Source organism: Veillonella sp. VA139, assembly GCF_003992005.1.
Classification (GTDB): domain Bacteria; phylum Bacillota; class Negativicutes; order Veillonellales; family Veillonellaceae; genus F0422.
The window spans coordinates 74,731-94,834 of sequence record NZ_RQVL01000001.1 but is presented as its reverse complement, the minus strand read 5'-3'; the positions used below and the strand labels follow the sequence as shown (position 1 = coordinate 94,834).

Here is a 20,104-nt window from a genome sequence, read left to right as displayed (position 1 = left end):
GCCCTATACCGATATGCATATGTATGTCATAGCATAAGGTATAGGGCACTTTTTTATATCTATAGGCTTATTGATGCTGAGGAATTTCTTCTTCGTAAATCTCTTCTTTTTTTACAGGTTTATAGTAGATGGCATAAAGTATCAATACGATAACTGGAATGATGGCAGATACCATATAGATTCCGCTGTAGGATAGTAAGCCATGTAAGATTCCTAATGTATAAGGTCCGACGCCTAATCCAAGATCTAGACCAATAAAATAGGTGGAAAGGGCCACCCCAATTTTGGCAGGTTCTACAGCTTTCAAGCAAATAGCTTGTCCGTTAGACATAAAGGTACCATAACCTAAGCCTACAAAGGCTCCGGCGATAAGTAGTAACGCTGCATTGAAGCTATAAGCGATGAGTAAAAGACCAATCGTTAAACATACATAGCTAGGGTACATGACAGCATTTTCACCGCGTTCATCGAAGATACGACCTGCAATAGGACGGGTTACGGTAATCACAAGGGCATAGACCACAAAGAAGAAGGCTCCTGCTGTAATGAGACCGATTTCATGGGTGAAGATAGAAAGGAAACCGAGTACGCTAGAATAGGCTAAGCCCATTAGGAATCCAAGAAAGGCGATGAAGGATACACGTGGTTCAATGAAATTCTTCATAGACCAAGATGTCATAGAAGCTACTTCCCTAGAGGATAGTACTAAATTTTGTACAGGGAATCGTAAACAAGCGATGGCAACACCGATAGATAATAGGACGGCTAAATAAATAATCCACGTAAACCCAACGGCAGGTAATAAAATCATGCCAATGAAAGGACCAATAGCCGCTGCTAAGCTAGTGCTGAGACCATAATAATTGATACCTTCTCCATCTTTCGATTTCGGAATGTAAGCAGTGACTACGGCATTGGCTGCGGTGGATACAGTACCGTAAGCAAAACCGTTTAGGAAACGGACTGCATCCAAGATTAGAATATCTTTGGCGATGAGATACGCAAGGGTAGTGAGGAAATAAAAAATAGCTCCGTACCGAAGTACCTCTTTACGGCCGATCAGTTCTAAGCGTTGTCCCATGATAAGACGAGCGAATAAGGTACCAATAATATAGATACCGGTAGCGAATCCTGCTTCCGCAACGGTAGAATGAAGTTCTTTCGTAGCATAGCTTGCTGTGATGACTACAAAGCAGTAGTACACTAAAAAGACAATAAAATTAATGATGGTAATACTAATGAACCCAGAATTAAAAAGTGTTTCTTCTTGATTTTGTATCGATTGGGCATTCATGAATAACTCCTCCTTTTGTAATACGTTTTATAGAATATACCTAATTGCAAATCTTGTAAAGGTTATATAAATATTTTCGATAGAAGTTAACTAAGTTAACAATGTACGGATAGGTAAACAGGAGAAACAACTAGGTAAGAATAGGGATATGAGCGTATCATATAAAATAATTTCGTACACTTCAGGAGAGAGGGAAAGGAAAGAGAGGATATAAAATTTTTTTAGAGTATGACCATCCATGAAGTTAGAAACTGGTATAAAAGAGATATTAATATGAGGGGATATGTTGTATCTCTAGTTGGATCATCAGTATAGATTTGTTTTGAGCAGACTATCTTGCGATTACATTGTGTAGGTGTAACATAATATATTGCTACTTTCAGAGAAACTGACTATAATAAAAAGATAAGCATTGAGCATATATGTACAATGCGATAGTTTATAAGACATAGATGTGAATCATAAGAAAGGAGTCTCCCTTATGACAGTACAATTAGACACATTGGATCATCGTTTATTACGTTTATTAGATGAGGACGCCTCCATGTCGGCCGCCGACCTCGCTATTATGCTCAATAGTGAAGAAGCACATGTGGCAAGTCGTATTCAAGCCTTCGAGGAGTCTGGTATTATTAAACGGTACCAAGCAGTCATTGATTGGGAACAAGTAGACCAAAACAAATCTACTGCTCTTATCCAATTAGGCGTGACTCCTGCTCCCGATCAAGGCTTTGATAAAGTGGCAGAACGAATTATGGAATTTCCAGAAGTACAAGGTGTATACCTTATGTCTGGTAGCTATGATTTAACGGTTATCGTGGAAGGAGCTAGCATGCGTGATATTGCGTTATTCGTATCTCGCCGTCTATCTACATTAAATTCGGTGCTTTCCACTACAACAAACTTTATCTTAACACGTTATAAAGATAACAATATTGTGTTCCACACGGGTGGAGTTCGTGAAGATCGGAGAAATGTATTCGATGATTAATTATGACAACTATTTAAATTCTGAAATCAAAGCTGTGAAACCATCGGGGATTCGTCGTTTTTTTGAAATTGCTAACGAATTAGATAATGTGATTTCCCTCAGTATTGGTGAACCAGATTTTGCTACGCCCTATCATATACGTGAAGAAGGGATTAACACATTAGAAAAGGGGAAAACTTGGTATTCTCCTAATCGTGGTTTTATGGAATTACGGGAAGAAATTTCTAAGTGGTTAGAACGAAAGTATCATGTGTCTTATGACCCAGCTACAGAAGTGATTGTCACCGTAGGTGGCTCAGAGGCCATTGACTTAACCTGTCGTACCTTACTCAACCCAGGGGATGAAGTGTTGATTCCTGTGCCGAGCTTTGTGTGTTACACGCCATTGGCTGAATTGTGTAACGCCAAACCAGTGCAGATCATCACGAAAGAAGAAGATGAGTTTCGTTTGACTCCAGAGGCGATTGAAGCGGCTGTGACAGAAAAGACGAAGCTGTTAGTATTACCGTTCCCTAATAATCCAACAGGGGCGGTATTACGCCGTGAGCACTTGGAAGCCATTGCAGAAGTTGTGATTAAACATGATTTATTTATTTTGTCCGATGAGTTATACAGTGAACTTACCTATGGTGATGAACCACATGTATCTATTGCATCTATACCAGGTATGCAAGAGCGGACAATCTTAATCAATGGATTTTCCAAAGCCTTTGCCATGACAGGGTGGCGCCTTGGATTTGCTACAGGTCCAGCACCGATTATTGCACAGATGACGAAGATGCATCAATATGGTATTATGAGTGCTCCGTCCATGTCTCAATATGCGGCTATTGAGGCTTTAAAAAACGGAGACAAAGATATTCAATACATGCGTGAAGAGTATGATATGCGTCGTCGCTTATTGGTAAGTGCTTTCAATCGTATGGGACTTCATACATTCGAGCCAGAAGGGGCATTCTATGTATTCCCGTCCATTACGAGCACAGGCATGACATCAGAAGAGTTTTGTGAAAAACTTCTGTATGATCAACGTATTGCCGTTGTTCCTGGTAATGCCTTTGGCGACTGTGGAGAAGGATTCGTTCGCGTAGCTTATTCTAACTCCTTGCAGAATATTAAAGAAGCGGTAAAACGAATCGAGATATTCTTGGAAAAAATTAAAAATAAAGAAATTGAGTAATCAAAAAGACAGACATGGTTTGATGGTACAAACTGTGTCTGTCTTTTTGCGGTTCTATCATATATGTTAGTTCCATAGTATATGTTAGTTCTATGGTATATATTGTGGGACTATTTTGAGTATCATTATTCCATTGTTTCACTAAGGAAAGATAGGAATCGAGTAGCCCTACGCTGTAAGAAGGATTCTAAGGCTCTTACTTTTTTTTCTGTTAGAATGGAAGAGGGGACATAATCGAAAGTAAAAGTCTTCATGGTTTCTAACATAGGGATATGACGAACTTGTAAAAAACGCTTTGCTTGTTCTTCGTAGGAGATGCCCCAATAGCTAGTATTATGGTTCACTGTGTCTAAATGGTCGTAGTCCTCATCACAGGCATTGTAGAATAAGGAGTTCCCGTGGTCAAAGAGTGGGGCTGGACCGATGAGTTCGTTGCTTTCAGTGTGGAATAGAAAGCCAAAGTTATTCAAATGACGGTCTGCATTGCGAATAAAGGCGTCGAATACCATCATATCTTGAAATGCAGTGAGACCGTATCGTTGTCCGATTTCTAACTGGATGCGATAGCGACTAAGGTCGTCACGGGTTGTGATAGAGTCGATGCATTTCGACATAGGCAGGAACCCTATCTGTTCGGATGTGAATAGCGGGCACGCTGATACAGGTTCACCGTGATAGGTATGAATCGTATAGGGCACATGTGGAATCCCCATAGCCTCAGCAATTTGTGAAGCGTAACATTCAATAAAAGCCTCTTGTCCACCATTAGCGAACCGATGAGTAGATCCCTTATACAAATAAATTGTGGAATCTATACGGTGCCAACACTTTTTTAGCATTCCATTCGTAGTATACTCAGGGGTGGTGGTGATATGGTGGACTTTACTTTCATAACCGGTGAAAGCAATGCGAGCGATGATTTCGTCAAACGTGTTCGTATACAGATTCATTGCTTGCCATGTCGCCTGTTCATGGATAGGGCAAACCCAATAGGCATCATTCAAGGAAAGTCCGTAGGACAAATCGATGTAGGAGTAGGGATTATCCGTTTCGGACAAGGCTTGTAATAACTCATCTACATAGGCCCGATTCTTAGGAATCTTCCGCTCTAACAACCACTGATGTAGGCCAGTATCAGTAGGAGTTAAGCCTAAGGGAAGGTGCTTTGTATCTAAGATAGAATCAATATGCACCATGTAATCATGTACTGTTGTAGTACCTAACGAATGGGATTCTTTTTCTATGTGAAAGTATAAAATCTCTTTATCTTTTAGTTTAAGCCGATACTGCACGTGTGACACCTCCTTTTTACTTAGTATACTCTATTTGTTGTAATTGTGTATATATTGAAAGGCACTCTATGTAGTTTTGCTGTGTAGAAAGAGTTGGGTGATGCATGACCATATGAAAGTGGTGTATAAAATACTCGAAATTGAAAAGGTAATGGAATTTTATTAGAAATAAGAATAAAAGAGGACCATCAATGATGGTCCTCAAATAGATATTATTGGTTTTTATGTTTGAAAGCTAAGATTGATTGGATTAAAACGTCCAATGACATCTCACCACGTTCTGCTACCATGGATAAAGTAGCTTTGTGTTTCATCAATTTAGCAAGTGGAGAATTAAGCATTTTAAAGTTTGGATTGATATGAATCATATGATCTTTTAGACCTGGGATTACATCGAATAGAGGGAATAGTTTTGTATCTCCTGTTAAACCTAGGTCGTTTTCGTAGACCGTAGACTGTGATACGTTATCTTGCACGATAGGTTGTGGTGTGCTTTCTGGCGCCGTACCTTGTTCAGTTGAGTTAGTTGTACTATCCTCTTGGCGTACATGCTTGTAATCGATGTGGTCTACGGCATGGTACGCAGAATTAGCACCTTCCCAAATCAGTTCTTTGCGAGAACCACTTAAGCTACGAATATGCGTACAATCTTGAACCATTTCTAAAATGCCTTTGAACTGGCCTTGTTCATTGCGCACTGCGATGTATTCGATGTGGATGAATAGATCAGGCTTGTTAATCCACATTTCAGCGTAATCTTGTCTGCCAGCTTTGAAAGAATCGATAATTTCTTGTACTAAAGGTAGACTTTTCTTTGGATGGCAGTTTTGTACGATGCGACCGATGATATTAGAACTGCGAGGGAAGATACGGTGCTTTGTATCATTATAGAAACGAACTAAGTCATTTTCGTCTACAAAGGTAATATCTACAGGTAAGAATTTGAAGATTAATTTAATTTGTTCAATTGTCAACGCCCCCACAGCTAGGTCATGCGTTTGTTCAGGGCTTCCGTTAATGCCATACTTGCCCACTAATTGTGCTAACTCTTGTAACAGTGCGGTAGGGTTACCAGTACCACCTAATTGGGTATTTTCATGATTTTCCACATCAGCATGATTATGTTGTGTTGTTACATGACCCACATTTGTAGATGCCTCTCCAAGGTTTTTAGGTTCCGCATCAGGACGACCTTTATAAAATGGAGGAGGGGTGATGAAAGCAAATCCAATTTCATGATCGCCTTGGCTCATAGTGATGAAGTCACTGTCTTGTAATAACTTCCATGCTGTTGGGATGAGTACTTCTTTTTCTTTGTTATTGAGGTCACGGATAATATCGATGACGTCCGCTTGTTTAGCTAAAAATTCAGATTCCTTCCCAGATTCTAGGAGTTGTTTACTTTCAGAGATAGCATCACGAACAGCATCGTCGAAGGTCCACATGATTTTTGTAGGACGATCGAAACCGTAACGCTCTAACACAGGGTACAATTGATTTTGTTTGCGGGCTAAATGGGTGCGCCAAGTAGTAAGTGCATCATATACACCAAGCCAAGGATTCAGAATAAAGTGAGGTGCTTGTAACAAAGCTTCCATTTCCGTCAACTGTTGTTCCATGGCGTTGATTTCATTTAGATATACCGTCAATGGATGATGCTCAGGATATTCATTATTTGCGCGGATTAAAATGCCATCGAATAATTCTAATAAATCATCCATACGATGTGTGATTTCTTCGTCTGTGTAAGAACCTTTTAATTGTTGTTCACCATAGGCAAATTCATCAGGGGTGCACGTGCCGATTTTTTCTTTCAATAACGTACGAGCTGTTTCTAAATCTAAGGTGCCACCGAGAAAGCGATCTTTAATATCAATCATAACTTCCATTCTGTCATTGCCTGTAAGCCCAAGAGCTTGTTTCATTGTATCCATGTGCGAGTCCTTTCTGTGTTTACTATTAGTATAATCATTGGTATGGCACCGTCATTTGTGTTGGCTGAAAGAATACAGACATTCCTACAAATATAGATACCATAGGTCTAGCGTAATAAAGTATAGGGAGCGTACTCCCAGGGGAGTCGATTCCTTTTATGTGTTTAGTATACAGTAAATAAAAATAATTTTCAGTTGCTAGGGATACAGAATTATAAAAGTTTTGTAAAAAAGGAAATGTTGATGAGTATTTGCGTTTATTTACAATACAGAGGTCATGCTATGAAAACAGCCTGCGCATCGGATGCACAGGCTGTTTGTATTTATTTAGTATAATTCGATGCTGTATAGATTCCAAGGGCTACCCAAATGAAAGAAAAGGCAATCATTTTATTGGTATCGAAACTTTCACCGAAATAGAAGATGGCAATAAGCAAAGCGATGGTGGGCGATAGGTATTGGAGAAATCCTAAGAGGTTTAATGGTAATAATCGCGCTCCATAGGTAAATAAAACGAGTGGTGCCGAGGTGGTTAGACCAGAGATTACGAATAGTGCAGCTGTATAAGAATCGTTTTGAAACGCTGTCCAAGAACTAGCGTCGATATACGTCGTGTATGCTAGAGCTAAAGGGGCTACGAGCCAAGCTTCAAAAGCGATGCTTGTAAAAGGATGGATTAATAGTTTTTTCTTCACTAGGCCGTAAAGACCAAAGGTTAAGGCAATGGCCAGTGCTAAATCAGGAGTGCTTCCCATTTGTAGTGAAATGAAGATGATACCGATGGTAGCTAAGCCCACACTACACCACTGCGGGAAGGTTAGCTTTTCTTTAAATACCAATACTCCTAATACTACATTTAGTAACGGATTGATGTAATAGCCAAAGCTAGTATCCATCACGCGATTATTGGAGATGGCCCAAATGTATAATCCCCAATTGCTAGATACGAAGATAGAAGCTAGAATCAGTAGACCCAATTGGGATATATTCTGTCTTAAATGCAGGCAGTCTTTCTTAAATTGTTTGTAATTCAGTCCGATAGCCACAAAGGACATAAAGAGGGCAGACCATATAATGCGGTGTGCCAGTACGCTATAGGCTGATATATGGTGGAGAAGTCCCCAGTAGATGGGTAAAAGTCCCCAAATAAAATAGCAACTTAAAGCAGTGATAAGACCTTTTTTATTGGTTTGTTGCATAGATACCTCCTGATGATGTTCTTTCATCTTCATAGTACCACAGAACGTATAAATGCTCTAGTGGAAATCGGGGAATCGTAGGCATAACTTAATAGAACTTTAGTAAACATTATGAATAAAATATTATAAAATAAAAATATATAGAATATAGAAACATTTAAATATGAAATTAAGTTATATTTGAAAAAAGAATTGCAAAATGAAGATAAGGTGAAGTATAATTATTCTAATTGCTGTAGAATTTAATTAAAGCAATCTATGTATCAATTCGTATGGGCGTACGAAATTATTAATGGAGGTATATTCATGAATACAACAGGGAAACGCATCTCTGCTGCTCTTTTGGCATGTCTAGCTTTAACCACTTTCGGGGGGGGGGCGCAGGCCTCATTTGATGAGCATTTAGACAACTATCAATTAGATACAAAGGTAGTAAAAGGGGATCGTTCTAAAGACCAATTTGGTAATACAGTGACAGAACAATCCTACTATCGTACTGGTGGTGACGTGAAAGTTATCACTCGTGATGAAATTGAAAAGCGTCATTATTCTGATTTAACAGAAGCCATCAAACGTATTCCAGGGGTAACATTCCAAAACCCAGGATACCGTGGTGGTGAATATGGATATGATCCATTTAATAACGGTATTTCTATTAATGGTGATTCAAGAGTTATTATATTAGTGGACGGTCGTCGTGTAGATAATGTAACAAGTGCACGCGTTGGTTCTAGAACTGGTCGAGGTACTAAATCCACTGGCGTTAATTTAGACCAGGTTATTAATATTAATGCAGTCGATAAGATTGAAGTAATTAAAGGGCCAGGAGCTTCTGTGTATGGTTCTGATGCAACAGGCGGTGTTATCAACATTATCACTCGCAAAGGGGAAGAGGCTAATGAGGCTACCCTAGATATTTCTACTGGATCATGGGGAAAACACAATTATGACTTCTCCTACTCGGGCAGTGCAGGTAATGATAATTCCTTACACTACTATGTCGGTTTACATCGTGTCATGTCTCATGATACAAAATACCGTGATGGACATACTGGTGATACTGGTACACTAGGTGGTTCTCGTTTTGATGAAAGAAGCGGCAATATCCGTATCGATAAAGATTTCAGTGAAACAGATCGTTTAACTGTGTCTATTAATCACCAACAAGGTAAAGACGGATACCCTATTTCAACACCAAATTTACAATACTGGAACGAAGCTGATTGGAATCGTATCATTTTTGCAGCAGAAGTAGGTACATTAGATGACCAAGGAAGATTAAAACCAAACTCTACAGTATGGGGAAGAGTGAATAAAGGATATCATAATTTGTTTGCTTTAGATGGATTAGCATATAATTCGTTTAGCCAATACAAAAATAATGATATAGATGTAAAATATACATTTGATCGTCAAGCTGATATGGAAAGCTTTATACGTTTATATCATCAACTTCATACGTATGGAGATGTAGATAAGTATGTTTGGAGTTTACCAGGAACAGGACATACGAGTATACAAGACCAATTTAATGCAGATTTTCCTAATGGAGCTACAGATAAAGAGGCATTAAAAACATGGATAAAAAAATATTTAGCTCCATTCCCTGGCGGTAGTATGTCAGACCTTGAGGCATGGGTAGCTAAAACAGGTGGTAAGGCCCCAGCACCAAAATATCCTCCTGATGAGAAAAAATACGGTGTTCAATTACAAGTTTCAAGATCCCTAGGTAAACATGATTTGATTGGGAATGTAACCTATGATAAAGCCAGTTATTATTATCATGACACCGATGAGAATTATGATATAAAAGAATACACTATGCGACGGGATTCATTGTATGGATATGTACAAGATAAAATTCATGTTAATGATAACTTAGATATAACCCCAGCATTACGATTTGTATATAATGGAAATTATACAAAAAATGGAGTTTCCCAAAAAGGTGCAACTCATGCTGTAACCCCAGCTCTTAACGTACAGTATAAACTTGATGATACTAGTAGTGTATACGCAGGTTGGACAAGAGTATTACGACCATTGCGTTCTGAAGACTATATTTCTACCTATGGAGAATATAAAACACCATTGCATGATGAAAAAGGTAATGTGTATACATTAGGATATCAAAAAACATGGAACAAAAAAACAACAGTAGGTGTAAATTATAGCCTAACTGATATGACTAATGCTATTGCGTACATGCCTATTTTTACGAAATGGACTGTATACGAAAATAATGCACCTGTACAAAAACAAGGATTCCGAAGTACTGCAGTTAATGCAAAAGAAAAGAAAACGGCATTTAATATTACAGTAGACCATAAATTAAACCAATATTGGACCGTGGGTGCTGCTTATAGCCATTTGAGTGACAAATGGGGAGTAAAATCAGGTTATGTAGTAGATCCAAGCTGGGGATATAATGATTCTGGTGATATTAATACAGGTATTAATAAATTACGTCCAGCGAACCATTATACATTGAATGTGAACTACGAAAAAGGTAAATTATCATCTGGCTTATTAATTAACTATTATACAGGAGCTAATGTTGAAGCATTTACAGCTAGAAGATTCTTAATTCTAGATTGGAACTTAAACTATGATGTAACTAAAGATTTAACTACTTATATAGCAGTAACTAACTTGACAAATCAAGCTTATGAAACGTCAAGTAACTTTAGATATGATCCAGGTAGTTCCGCAATGCCAGCACGTCAAATGATGATTGGTGCCAAATACAAATTCTAATAATGATTCTAGAGAGAGCTACCTTGGTAGCTCTTTCATTTAGGTGAAAGAATGAAGAAAATATATATAACTGGCATTGTGGTGGCTCTACTTGGTGGATTGTATAGTGCACACTTGCATGGTATGGAAGAGTTCGTTCCTATGCCTGACTATGTGGAAAGTGCTGTTATATCCCATGAAGTAGGACCTCGTACGGTAAATCAATTAACGAGTAAAGGCACGGATCAAGTGATTACCTATGAAGGGGAACCACGTCGCATCATGGGCGTTTGGCAAAGTTCGGTAGAAACGTTGCTTGCTTTAGGTGTAGGTGATCGTATGATCGCAGCTATAGGAGTACCAGATAGTAAATATATAGCAGAAGAATATCGTGATGCTTACGAAAAGATTCCCTATAAAAGCATGGAAATTCCAGATGTAGAAACTACATTACTGTGGGAACCAGATTTGCTTGTGGGCTGGTATTCTACCTTTCAGAAGAATAATTGGAAGAGTACAGATTTCTGGGCACAACGAGGCATTGATAGCTATATTTCGAGATCATCCTATAAAAAATCTAAGAGAACAGTAGAGGGTGAATATCAATACATTCTTGATCTAGGGGCGATTGTTAATAGACAAGAACGAGCGCAGGCGTTGGTGAATCGAACGAAACGTGCAGTGGCAGAAGCAAGAGCCTATGGAGAAGCGCAGAGCACAAAGGATACGGTTTTAATACTGGAAAATTCGGGACGCCAGTATCGTGTGTATGATAAGGAAACGTTAGCAGGAAATATGCTAGAGGAAATAGGAGGACATCTCATTTCTGAGGCAGGGCAAACAATCAATGCAGAAGAGTTGATTCATTTAAATCCATCAGTTATCTTTTTAGTGCTAGTGGAAGATGATTATGAACGGCAAGAGGCACTCATAGACAATCTATATAAGAATCCTACATTACAACATGTGGATGCCATACGTAATCATCGAGTACATGGGGTTCCATTATTTATGGTATACAGCGCAGGCACTCGAGTTCATGATGGATTGAATCTTATGATTCACGGATTGTATCCTAATTTTACAGGAGGTATTCATGAGTAATCGAACACATACATTCACAGTGGTGGGCGTAGGAATTATACTCATAGCCCTATTGATTGCGGGTATGGCATGGTCTTTATTTTTAGGAACAGTCCATATTCCAGCACATACATTGTGGCAAGTAGTGGCATCAAAGTTTGTAGATACCATTACCATTGAGGATCCACGACAAGGAGCTTTGAATGATATTGTATGGATGTTGCGTATGCCACGGGTTATCTTGGCGGCTTTAGTCGGTGCGGGACTGGCTGTCAGTGGTGTTATCATGCAAGCCATTGTTAAAAATCCATTGGCAGATCCATATATTCTAGGCATTTCATCAGGAGCATCCACAGGGGCTACAGTAGCCATTTTAATGGGTGTAGGCATTGCCTTTGGTGAAGAATATGTGGGAATTATGGCTTTCATAGGGGCTATGGTCATATCCTTTGGTGTTCTTATTATTGCCAATATGGGTGGCCGAGCTAATGCGATTAAATTGTTGTTAGCTGGGATGGCATTGAGCGCCGTTTGCAGTGCTTTTACGAGTATTATCGTATATTTTGCGAAGGATAAAGAAGGGATTCAAAACGTAGCTTTCTGGATGATGGGTAGTCTAGCAGGGGCTAATTGGGATTTGATTGGCATTATGCTATTTGTCATTCTATTGCCAATTGTATTCTTCTGGTTCCAAACACGCATTTTGAACTTGATGTTACTAGGTGATGAAGTAGCCATTACCCTAGGTGTAGATCTACATAGATATCGTCAATTATATCTTGTGATGAGTTCTATTATGATAGGCTTTGCCGTATATGCAGCAGGGATTATTGGATTCGTTGGGTTGCTGATTCCTCATATTGTACGTCAAGCCTTAGGCACAAATCATAAAGGTTTAATTCCTATCTCTGCATTAGGAGGCGCTTTATTACTTGTGGTAGCAGATACACTGAGTAGAACGATTATTCCTCACACGGAATTACCGATTGGTATCTTAATTTCTGTGATTGGTGCGCCAGCTTTTGTATACTTAATGATTAAGCAAACCTATGCGTTCGGAGGTAATTAATGAATTTACAAGTAGAACAAGTTGCCTTTGGCATTGGACAAACTCAAATCTTACAAGGTATAGATTTAGATGTGCAAGACCGTGAAATTGTCGGCCTAATAGGCCCTAACGGTAGTGGTAAAAGTACACTGTTAAAGTGTATCTATCGTACATTGCATCCCAATGCTGGGCGCATTGAGCTGAACGGACGATCCTTAGATGAACTTTCCTTCCGTGAAAGTGCCTTACAAATGGCGGTAGTGGCGCAACATAATCAATACCAATTTGACTTTTCAGTGATGGATATTGTCCTTATGGGGCGCATGCCACATAAAAAATTACTTGAAGGTGATTCGTCAGAGGACTATACTATAGCTAGACGAGCCTTAGCACAGGTGGGGATGGACCATATGGAAACACGGAATTTCTTGAGCCTGTCAGGGGGCGAGCAGCAACGTGTAATCTTGGCTAGAGTTTTAACACAAGAAAGCCCATGTTTGATTTTGGATGAACCAACGAATCATTTGGATATTAAGTACCAATTGGAAATGTTGGAAATCGTTCGTGATGCGGGCGTAACTGTATTGATGGCTGTTCATGATTTAAACTTGGCATCCCAATTCTGTCATCGTCTAGTAGCTCTAGAAAAAGGACGAGTGGTTGGCACAGGGACGCCAAAAGAGTTGCTGACACCAGAGTTTATTCAAAACCTATATGGTGTACATAGTCGCATCGTAGAAGGTCCGACAGAAGATTCTATTCATATTATTTTTACGGAAACAGTAAAGTAAGTAGTGGCTCTTTGTTGCTGTCTATTGTAAGGATAGAGCTAGTTCGATCTGTTACAAATACTGTATGAATGTGAACCATGGATAAGGAGGTATGACATGGAATTATTTGAATTATTTATTAAGGGTGGATATGTAATGTATCCATTGTTACTTTGTTCTTTCATTGCTGTGATTATTTTCGTTGAGCGCTTGCGTTTCTATCGTTCTATGGTAGATGATGTGAATGCGTTGCGTGAAACGATCATTCCACTAGTACAACAAAGCAACTGGAAAGGCTTACAAGCCTTAAAAGAAACAAGCAAAGGGATGGCTACCCATGTCATTGCAGAAGCAGCTCGTGGCGGTAACAACAAAGAGCAACAAGAAAAATTGTTGGAAGCAGCAGCGATTAGTGAATCTGCAAAATTACGTCAATATTTAAACTACATTGAATCCATCGTTACCATGGCTCCTTTGTTGGGTTTGTTGGGTACAGTAACCGGCATGATTGGTTCTTTCAGTGTATTATCCATTTCTGAAGGACAACCATTTGCCATCACTGGCGGTGTAGGGGAAGCCTTGATTGCTACAGCGACAGGCTTGATCGTGGCGATTATTGCTTTGATTTTACATATATACTTAGTGCAACAGCAAGATATTTTGATTAGCCAAATTGAAGATGCAAGTGCTATGTATATGGCGGAATTGGCAGGTGACAACCATGCGGCTTAGATCCTTACGGACTACGTCTAAACCGAAACTCATGATTATTCCAATGATTGATATTATCTTTTTTTTATTGGTATTTTTCATGATGAGTATGTTGACAATGGTCGTACAAAAATCTGTGCCAATTCAATTACCACAAGCGGTGGCATCGAAAGTGGACTTGCAACGTAAAATTCCAATTACTGTGACTAGCAATGGACAAATTTATGTGGAAGCACAACCGGTGACGCTTGACCAAATGATTCGGTACTTGCAAGCAGAAAAAGCGAAGGGCGATGACATGGTCGTTATCTTGCGTGGTGATGCGAAAGCTGAATATGGCGCATTTGTTACTGTCTTAGATACATTGAAACAAATGGGTATTGTTAAAGTATCCATTGCGACAGATAGTAAATAAGGAGGTACTATGGATAGACGATGGCGTATACCCGCAGTGATATCCGGACTGACGAATATAGGTCTTGTAGTACTTCTAGGCGTATTGGGGCATATCCAAACTCCGACACCAGAATCGGATGAAATTGTAGAGGTGCAGTTGGTTCATGAGGATAAAGGTAGCGCAGGACAACCGAGTGCAGGACCTGCTATTACAGCGCCTCATACTGAAAAACGTGAAATTCCACCACCGATTACGAATTTAGCCGATGCAGAAGCAATTTTAGAACAAGTGAAAGCGGAAGTACCTAAAAATGTAGCTATTGTCGCACCACCATCAGCACTTCCAGGAAATCCTGGAGGCGGTGGAGAAGGTACGGAACCTAGTGATGGAAATGGAAATGGTAACGGAGATGGCGACGGCAAAGGCACTGGAGATGGTAACGGGGTAGACGGCAACGATGATGGAGTGATTGTCGATGCTGGTAGTTTATCTCTAGTTAGTGATGTAGAAGCACCGTACCCTCCTAAAATGCTCCGCCAAGGTAAAACAGGCACTGTAGTTGTTCAATTGGTAGTAGAAAAAGATGGTTCAGTTAGCTCCGTAGATATTATTGGAGGTAGCGGACAACCTGAATTTGAGCAAGCCGTGATGCGCGTGGCGTATCAATGGACCTTTGTGCCAGCCACTAGAAACGGACGACCAGTTCGAGCCTATGCAACGAGAACCTATCGCTTTGCATTATAAAAATAAATAGATGTATCTATGCATTAGCTTAGATGCAGTACATAGCGCCATATGGTTCTGAATACGTGTAGTTAGAACCATATGGCGCTTTTGTGTGTTCCTACTAGAAAGATATATAGGCATATCTAAGAAAAGATGAGGCTCTTTCAGAAATAAACTACTAGCCTATCATAAAAAAAAGGTATATACTATGCCATAGTGTACATTGTAAAGGAGGCATTAGAATGGAACAAGTTAGTCAAGAGGTAAAAAGTCGTTTTTTACGCTTGCAAATGAATTCTCTGATTGGTGTATGGATTGGATATGCAGCTTACTACTTAGTGCGCAGTAACTTTAATTTAGCATTGCCTTATTTATCTGGTGAACTAGATTTAAGTAAAACGCAATTAGGGTTATTGTCTAGCTGTTTACTGATTACATACGGACTTAGCAAAGGGTTCATGTCTGTGTTGGCAGATAAAGCAAATCCGAAGTATTTTATGGCTATCGGTTTGACTTTATGCGTCATCTTAAATGTATTGATGGGATTCACCACACATTATTCCTTATTCATCGGACTCGTTATTTTATTAGGTTTATTCCAAGGAATGGGTGTAGGACCGTCAATCATTACAGTAGGCTATTGGTTTCCAAGATCTCAGAGGGGGCGTGCTAGTACGATTTGGAATATGTCCCACAATTTAGGTGGTGGCATTGTGGCACCTATCGTAGGTGTAGCGATTGGCTATTTAGGAACAGAGCACTGGAGAATCGGTACATTTGCAGTACCAGCTATCTTGGCCGCTATTTGTGTCTTATTAGTCTTGTATTTTGTTCGTAAGCGCCCAACCGAAGAAGGATTGCCAACTGTAGAGGAAGTATTCCAAGAGGAAGCGGCAGGACAAAAATCTGCTAAAATGGCAGCGGACAAACCAGAGAATATGAATGCATTCCAAGTGTTTTACAACTTTGTATTTAAAAATCCAAACTCTTGGTATTTGGTATTAATTGACGTATTCGTATACATGGTACGCTTTGGCATGATTACCTGGATTCCTTTATACTTACTGAAAGTAAAAGGTTTTACGAAAACAGAGATGAGTGTAGCGTACATGTTGTTTGAATGGGCTGCTATTCCATCTACTATCTTGGCAGGCTACTTAGTAGATAAATACTTCAAAGGTCGCATTATGCAATTACCAATCTATTGCTTAGTGGTCATCTTTGCTTGTGTGATTGGGTATATGAACTCTGATAGTATTTTATGGGCCACTGTATTTGCTTGTATTACTGGCTGTTTGATTTACATTCCACAATCTATGATTCCAGTACAAGCAATGGAAGTTATTCCAACCTTTGCCTTAGGATCTGCTGTAGGCTTGCGTGGTTTTATGAGTTACCTTGTGGGTAGTTCATTAGGAACAACACTCTTTGGTTTCGTTGTAGACCATTGGGGCTGGGACATGGGTTTCTACACATTGCTAGTGGGTGTAGTTCTTTGTATGTTCTCTTGCTACTTATCCAACAGAGGGGTACAAAAAATCTATGCAGCTGCTGATAAAGCATAAACAGATATTTCAATGCTAATAAAAGAATAGATATTAGTAGAATGTGCTAGTGAAAGTTACGAAGGAAAGCCTAAGTATGGGCTTTCCTTTTTCGTATAAAACGATATTCAATAAAAAAGATAGAATTTATTTAATTAAATTTGTCATAGAAACCATAAAAGTGATAAAATGTGATAAAATACTGCATTCTATTACATAAAATAATATTGATTTATATAAAAATTGTCATAAACTCCATAAAAATGATAAAATAAGTAAAAAGTTACATCTAGTTCCGTAAAATAATAAAAAAACTACAAAAATATGTTATAAAATCTATAAAACATAAAAATTGAAGTTAATTTGTAGCAAAATCCATAATACAAAGGAGGGAACATATGAAGTTAATTGAACGAAAACAGTATTTAGATTTCCTGCGTAATCATCGGTACACGGATGCGATTATTGTTGTTTCTGGTATCCGTCGTTGTGGTAAGTCAACGCTCTTTCAATTGTATAAGGAAGAGCTGTTAGCTCAAGGAGTTCAGCCAGAGCAGATTATAAGTATTAATTTTGAAGATTTAGAATATGAGCATTTGCAAGAGTATCGTACTTTATATCAATATATTTTAGAACGACTTATACCGAATCAGGAGATGTATATATTTCTTGATGAAATACAGCATGTGCCTAATTTTGAAAAAGTGGTGGACAGTTTGTACATCAAAGATAAGGTGAAGGTGTACATTACTGGATCTAATGCGTACTTTATGTCTTCTGAAATGGTTACGTTATTGTCGGGACGTTATGTGCAGCTAGATATGTTACCTCTTTCATTTAAAGAATTTTGTGAAGTCCATGGAAACGATAAGCATCCATTATTAGAGGAATTGTATCAAAAATATATTCAATATAGTTCTTTCCCCGGCACGTTAACATTAGGGGATAATCTGCCGATGATCTTAGATTATTTACAAGGCATATTTAACACCATTGTATTGAAAGATATCATTGCTCGCAGTAAAATTGGAGATCCTCAATTATTGGAAAGTGTAGTAAGATATTTGTTTGCTAATATTGGGAGTCTTATCAATCCTACTAAGATTAAAAATTCGCTGATTAGTGCAGGTCGAAAAGTAGATGGTCGGACCATTGAGCGATATATATCATTGTTACTAGATACGTTGTTAATGTATCAAGTCAATCGATATGATGTCCGTGGAAAAGAAGTATTGCAATTAAATGCAAAGTACTATGCAGCAGATGTAGCGTTAAAACAATTCTTACTACCCAATCGTGGCGAAGATACAGGACATATACTAGAAAATATCGTATTTTTAGAACTTATACGTAGAGGGTACAAGGTCTATGTAGGTCATTTACAAAAAGGTGAGATCGATTTTATTTCCCAAAAACATGGTACCATCGAATATTACCAAGTAAGCCAAAGTGTATTAGATCCAAGCACATTAAGGCGAGAGCTAGAGCCGCTAGAAAAAATGCAAGACCATTATCCTAAATATCTATTAACCTTCGATGTGATTAATAAGAATGCTAGTTATAATGGGATTCAACAGAGAAATGTATTAGAATGGTTATTAGACACTCCATTGTAAGATGACAAGGGTAGATAATCGTATAGGGAGAGAACAATGTATACCATCCTAGCGTGTATCATAATCGCATGTTAGGAGATACATACTATAATTAACAGTCGAAAAATCTCCCACAATATGGTATGCTAATTTATATATAATTATTATTCAATAACAATAAAGGTGGATGCATATGAATGAATTAGTAGGTTTGATTTTAGCGGCCGGTAAAGGGACACGCATGAAATCTAAACTTCCGAAAGTATTGCACAAGGTAGCTGGTAAAGCTATGGTGGAACGTGTCTTAGAAGCGGCTCAATCTGTGGGGGCACAGCGCAATGTAGTTATCGTTGGCTTTGGTGGTGACGATGTGAAAGCCTATTTAGGTGACCGTGCGGAATACGTGACACAATTAGAGCAAAAAGGCACAGGTCATGCGGTACAACAAGCAGAATCCGTATTGGGCAACCATGAAGGTCTCATCTTGTTGTTGTGCGGCGATACTCCATTAGTAACGCAAGAAACATTGGAACAATTGTTGGCGCACCACAAAGAAACAGGGGCGGCAGCCACAGTGTTAACAGCCTACATGGACAATCCATATGGGTACGGCCGTATCATTCGTAATGAATCCAAGTCCGTAGAACGCATTGTAGAAGAAAAAGATGGCAAACTCGATGAATTAAAAGTGCATGAAGTGAACACAGGCATGTACATTTTCGACTCTAAAGAATTATGGCCTTGTTTAGAGCAACTTTCAGATGATAATGCACAAGGTGAGCTATACATTACAGACGTAGTGAGCATCCTTGTAAAAGCAGGCAAAACGGTGAGCGCTTATATGACCATGGACAGCGATGAATCCCTAGGGGTAAATAGCCGTTTACAATTAGCACAAGCAGAATTGATTTTGCGTAACCGCACGAATTTAGCATTGATGGAAGCTGGTGTTACCTTGGTGGACCCACATAGCACATACATTGCCCCAGAAGTGGTAGTAGGACCAGATACGATTATCTATCCTAATACGACATTAGAAGGCAACACCGTGGTGGGTACGAATAATATTTTGGGGCCTAATATACGTTTGTCCAATGTAACAGTAGGCGATAATAATCATATCCATGATTCTTACGCACATGATTGCGAAATCAAGAATGATACAGTGATTGGACCATTTGTTCATTTGCGCCCAGATACAGTGCTTTCTGATAAAGTAAAAATTGGTAACTTCGTAGAAGTGAAAAATAGCGTGGTTGGTACAGGTACAAAACTTCCGCACTTGTCCTATATTGGCGACAGCGATGTAGGGGCCAAGGTGAATATCGGTTGTGGTACTATTACTGTCAACTACGATGGTAAAAAGAAACATCGTACCACAATTGAAGATGGCGTGTTTGTAGGTTGTAATTCCAACTTAGTAGCGCCTGTGACAATCGGTAGTGAAAGTTACGTAGCAGCTGGCTCTACCATAACGAAGGATGTACCAAGCCGTGGATTGGCATTTGGACGGGCTCGCCAAGTGGTAAAAGAGAACTGGGTAACAGAGGATACTTTCAAAAAATAAAAATGTACGGAAATTTCATAAAATTGTTTACACAAAA

At 39.0% G+C, this 20,104-nt stretch carries 16 protein-coding genes; 12 read left to right on the top strand and 4 right to left on the bottom strand.

Annotated elements, in window-relative coordinates; translation table 11 throughout:
- Positions 1–67: 67 nt before the first annotated feature.
- Entirely contained in the window at positions 68–1,294 is a 1,227-nt protein-coding gene (locus EO125_RS00525) for an MFS transporter (RefSeq protein ID WP_127147166.1), read from the bottom strand.
- Between the two features lie 481 nt (positions 1,295–1,775).
- Between EO125_RS00525 and EO125_RS00520 the strand changes: the two genes are divergently transcribed.
- Both EO125_RS00520 and EO125_RS00515 read left to right on the top strand, forming a co-directional pair.
- Positions 1,776–2,285 (top strand): Lrp/AsnC family transcriptional regulator, encoded by a 510-nt coding sequence (locus EO125_RS00520; RefSeq protein WP_127147165.1) that lies wholly within the window; start codon positions 1,776–1,778, stop codon positions 2,283–2,285.
- Complete coding sequence (locus EO125_RS00515; RefSeq protein ID WP_240630402.1) at positions 2,254–3,465, top strand: pyridoxal phosphate-dependent aminotransferase; 1,212 nt, start codon at positions 2,254–2,256, stop codon at positions 3,463–3,465. Before EO125_RS00520 ends, EO125_RS00515 begins: the two co-directional genes overlap by 32 nt.
- Positions 3,466–3,590: 125 nt before the next feature.
- On the opposite strand, the gene EO125_RS00510 is transcribed toward EO125_RS00515, so the two are convergent.
- From EO125_RS00510 to rarD, 3 genes are all read right to left on the bottom strand, one after another.
- The gene (locus EO125_RS00510) at positions 3,591–4,757 is read right to left on the bottom strand and encodes a protein kinase (RefSeq protein ID WP_127147164.1); all 1,167 of its coding nucleotides are present in this window, start codon (positions 4,755–4,757) and stop codon (positions 3,591–3,593) included.
- A 212-nt stretch (positions 4,758–4,969) separates the two neighbouring features.
- Positions 4,970–6,691 carry a DUF438 domain-containing protein gene (locus EO125_RS00505; RefSeq protein WP_127147163.1) on the bottom strand — a complete coding sequence of 574 codons (1,722 nt, stop codon included), beginning with the start codon at positions 6,689–6,691 and terminating at the stop codon, positions 4,970–4,972.
- Between the two features lie 323 nt (positions 6,692–7,014).
- Positions 7,015–7,890, bottom strand: coding sequence for an EamA family transporter RarD (gene rarD, locus EO125_RS00500; RefSeq protein WP_127147162.1), 876 nt, complete (start codon positions 7,888–7,890; stop codon positions 7,015–7,017).
- Between the two features lie 306 nt (positions 7,891–8,196).
- Here rarD and EO125_RS00495 point away from each other — a divergent pair, with 306 nt between their 5' ends.
- From EO125_RS00495 to glmU, 10 genes are all read left to right on the top strand, one after another.
- Entirely contained in the window at positions 8,197–10,647 is a 2,451-nt protein-coding gene (locus EO125_RS00495; protein WP_127147161.1) for a TonB-dependent siderophore receptor, read from the top strand.
- A 51-nt stretch (positions 10,648–10,698) separates the two neighbouring features.
- Positions 10,699–11,730 (top strand): ABC transporter substrate-binding protein, encoded by a 1,032-nt coding sequence (locus EO125_RS00490; protein WP_127147160.1) that lies wholly within the window; start codon positions 10,699–10,701, stop codon positions 11,728–11,730.
- Positions 11,723–12,778, top strand: a complete 1,056-nt coding sequence (locus EO125_RS00485; protein ID WP_127147159.1) for an iron ABC transporter permease — start codon at positions 11,723–11,725, stop codon at positions 12,776–12,778. Before EO125_RS00490 ends, EO125_RS00485 begins: the two co-directional genes overlap by 8 nt.
- A complete protein-coding gene (locus tag EO125_RS00480) occupies positions 12,778–13,548 on the top strand; it encodes an ABC transporter ATP-binding protein (RefSeq protein ID WP_127147158.1) in 771 nt (256 codons plus the stop codon). Before EO125_RS00485 ends, EO125_RS00480 begins: the two co-directional genes overlap by 1 nt.
- 96 nt (positions 13,549–13,644) lie before the next feature.
- Complete coding sequence (locus EO125_RS00475; protein ID WP_127147157.1) at positions 13,645–14,259, top strand: MotA/TolQ/ExbB proton channel family protein; 615 nt, start codon at positions 13,645–13,647, stop codon at positions 14,257–14,259.
- Positions 14,249–14,653 (top strand): biopolymer transporter ExbD, encoded by a 405-nt coding sequence (locus EO125_RS00470; protein WP_062403271.1) that lies wholly within the window; start codon positions 14,249–14,251, stop codon positions 14,651–14,653. The genes EO125_RS00475 and EO125_RS00470 overlap by 11 nt, the downstream gene beginning before the upstream one ends.
- Positions 14,654–14,662: 9 nt before the next feature.
- On the top strand, positions 14,663–15,379 hold the full coding sequence (locus tag EO125_RS00465) for an energy transducer TonB (protein WP_127147156.1): 717 nt from the start codon (positions 14,663–14,665) through the stop codon (positions 15,377–15,379).
- Between the two features lie 224 nt (positions 15,380–15,603).
- Entirely contained in the window at positions 15,604–16,926 is a 1,323-nt protein-coding gene (locus EO125_RS00460; protein WP_127147155.1) for an MFS transporter, read from the top strand.
- 377 nt (positions 16,927–17,303) lie between these two features.
- Positions 17,304–18,521, top strand: coding sequence for an ATP-binding protein (locus EO125_RS00455; protein ID WP_127147154.1), 1,218 nt, complete (start codon positions 17,304–17,306; stop codon positions 18,519–18,521).
- A gap of 172 nt (positions 18,522–18,693) precedes the next feature.
- A complete protein-coding gene (gene glmU / locus EO125_RS00450; protein WP_127147153.1) occupies positions 18,694–20,067 on the top strand; it encodes a bifunctional UDP-N-acetylglucosamine diphosphorylase/glucosamine-1-phosphate N-acetyltransferase GlmU in 1,374 nt (457 codons plus the stop codon).
- The last annotated feature ends 37 nt before the right edge of the window (positions 20,068–20,104 follow it).

Bases quoted from the DNA above. Each gene is read 5' to 3' on its own strand.
- EO125_RS00525 (WP_127147166.1), bottom strand. From the start codon at position 1,294: ATGAATGCCCAATCGATACAAAATCAAGAAGAAACACTTTTTAATTCT.
- EO125_RS00520 (WP_127147165.1), top strand. From the start codon at position 1,776: ATGACAGTACAATTAGACACATTGGATCATCGTTTATTACGTTTATTA.
- EO125_RS00505 (WP_127147163.1), bottom strand. From the start codon at position 6,691: ATGGATACAATGAAACAAGCTCTTGGGCTTACAGGCAATGACAGAATG.
- rarD (WP_127147162.1), bottom strand. From the start codon at position 7,890: ATGCAACAAACCAATAAAAAAGGTCTTATCACTGCTTTAAGTTGCTAT.
- EO125_RS00495 (WP_127147161.1), top strand. From the start codon at position 8,197: ATGAATACAACAGGGAAACGCATCTCTGCTGCTCTTTTGGCATGTCTA.
- EO125_RS00490 (WP_127147160.1), top strand. From the start codon at position 10,699: ATGAAGAAAATATATATAACTGGCATTGTGGTGGCTCTACTTGGTGGA.
- EO125_RS00485 (WP_127147159.1), top strand. From the start codon at position 11,723: ATGAGTAATCGAACACATACATTCACAGTGGTGGGCGTAGGAATTATA.
- EO125_RS00480 (WP_127147158.1), top strand. From the start codon at position 12,778: ATGAATTTACAAGTAGAACAAGTTGCCTTTGGCATTGGACAAACTCAA.
- EO125_RS00475 (WP_127147157.1), top strand. From the start codon at position 13,645: ATGGAATTATTTGAATTATTTATTAAGGGTGGATATGTAATGTATCCA.
- EO125_RS00470 (WP_062403271.1), top strand. From the start codon at position 14,249: ATGCGGCTTAGATCCTTACGGACTACGTCTAAACCGAAACTCATGATT.
- EO125_RS00465 (WP_127147156.1), top strand. From the start codon at position 14,663: ATGGATAGACGATGGCGTATACCCGCAGTGATATCCGGACTGACGAAT.
- EO125_RS00460 (WP_127147155.1), top strand. From the start codon at position 15,604: ATGGAACAAGTTAGTCAAGAGGTAAAAAGTCGTTTTTTACGCTTGCAA.
- EO125_RS00455 (WP_127147154.1), top strand. From the start codon at position 17,304: ATGAAGTTAATTGAACGAAAACAGTATTTAGATTTCCTGCGTAATCAT.
- glmU (WP_127147153.1), top strand. From the start codon at position 18,694: ATGAATGAATTAGTAGGTTTGATTTTAGCGGCCGGTAAAGGGACACGC.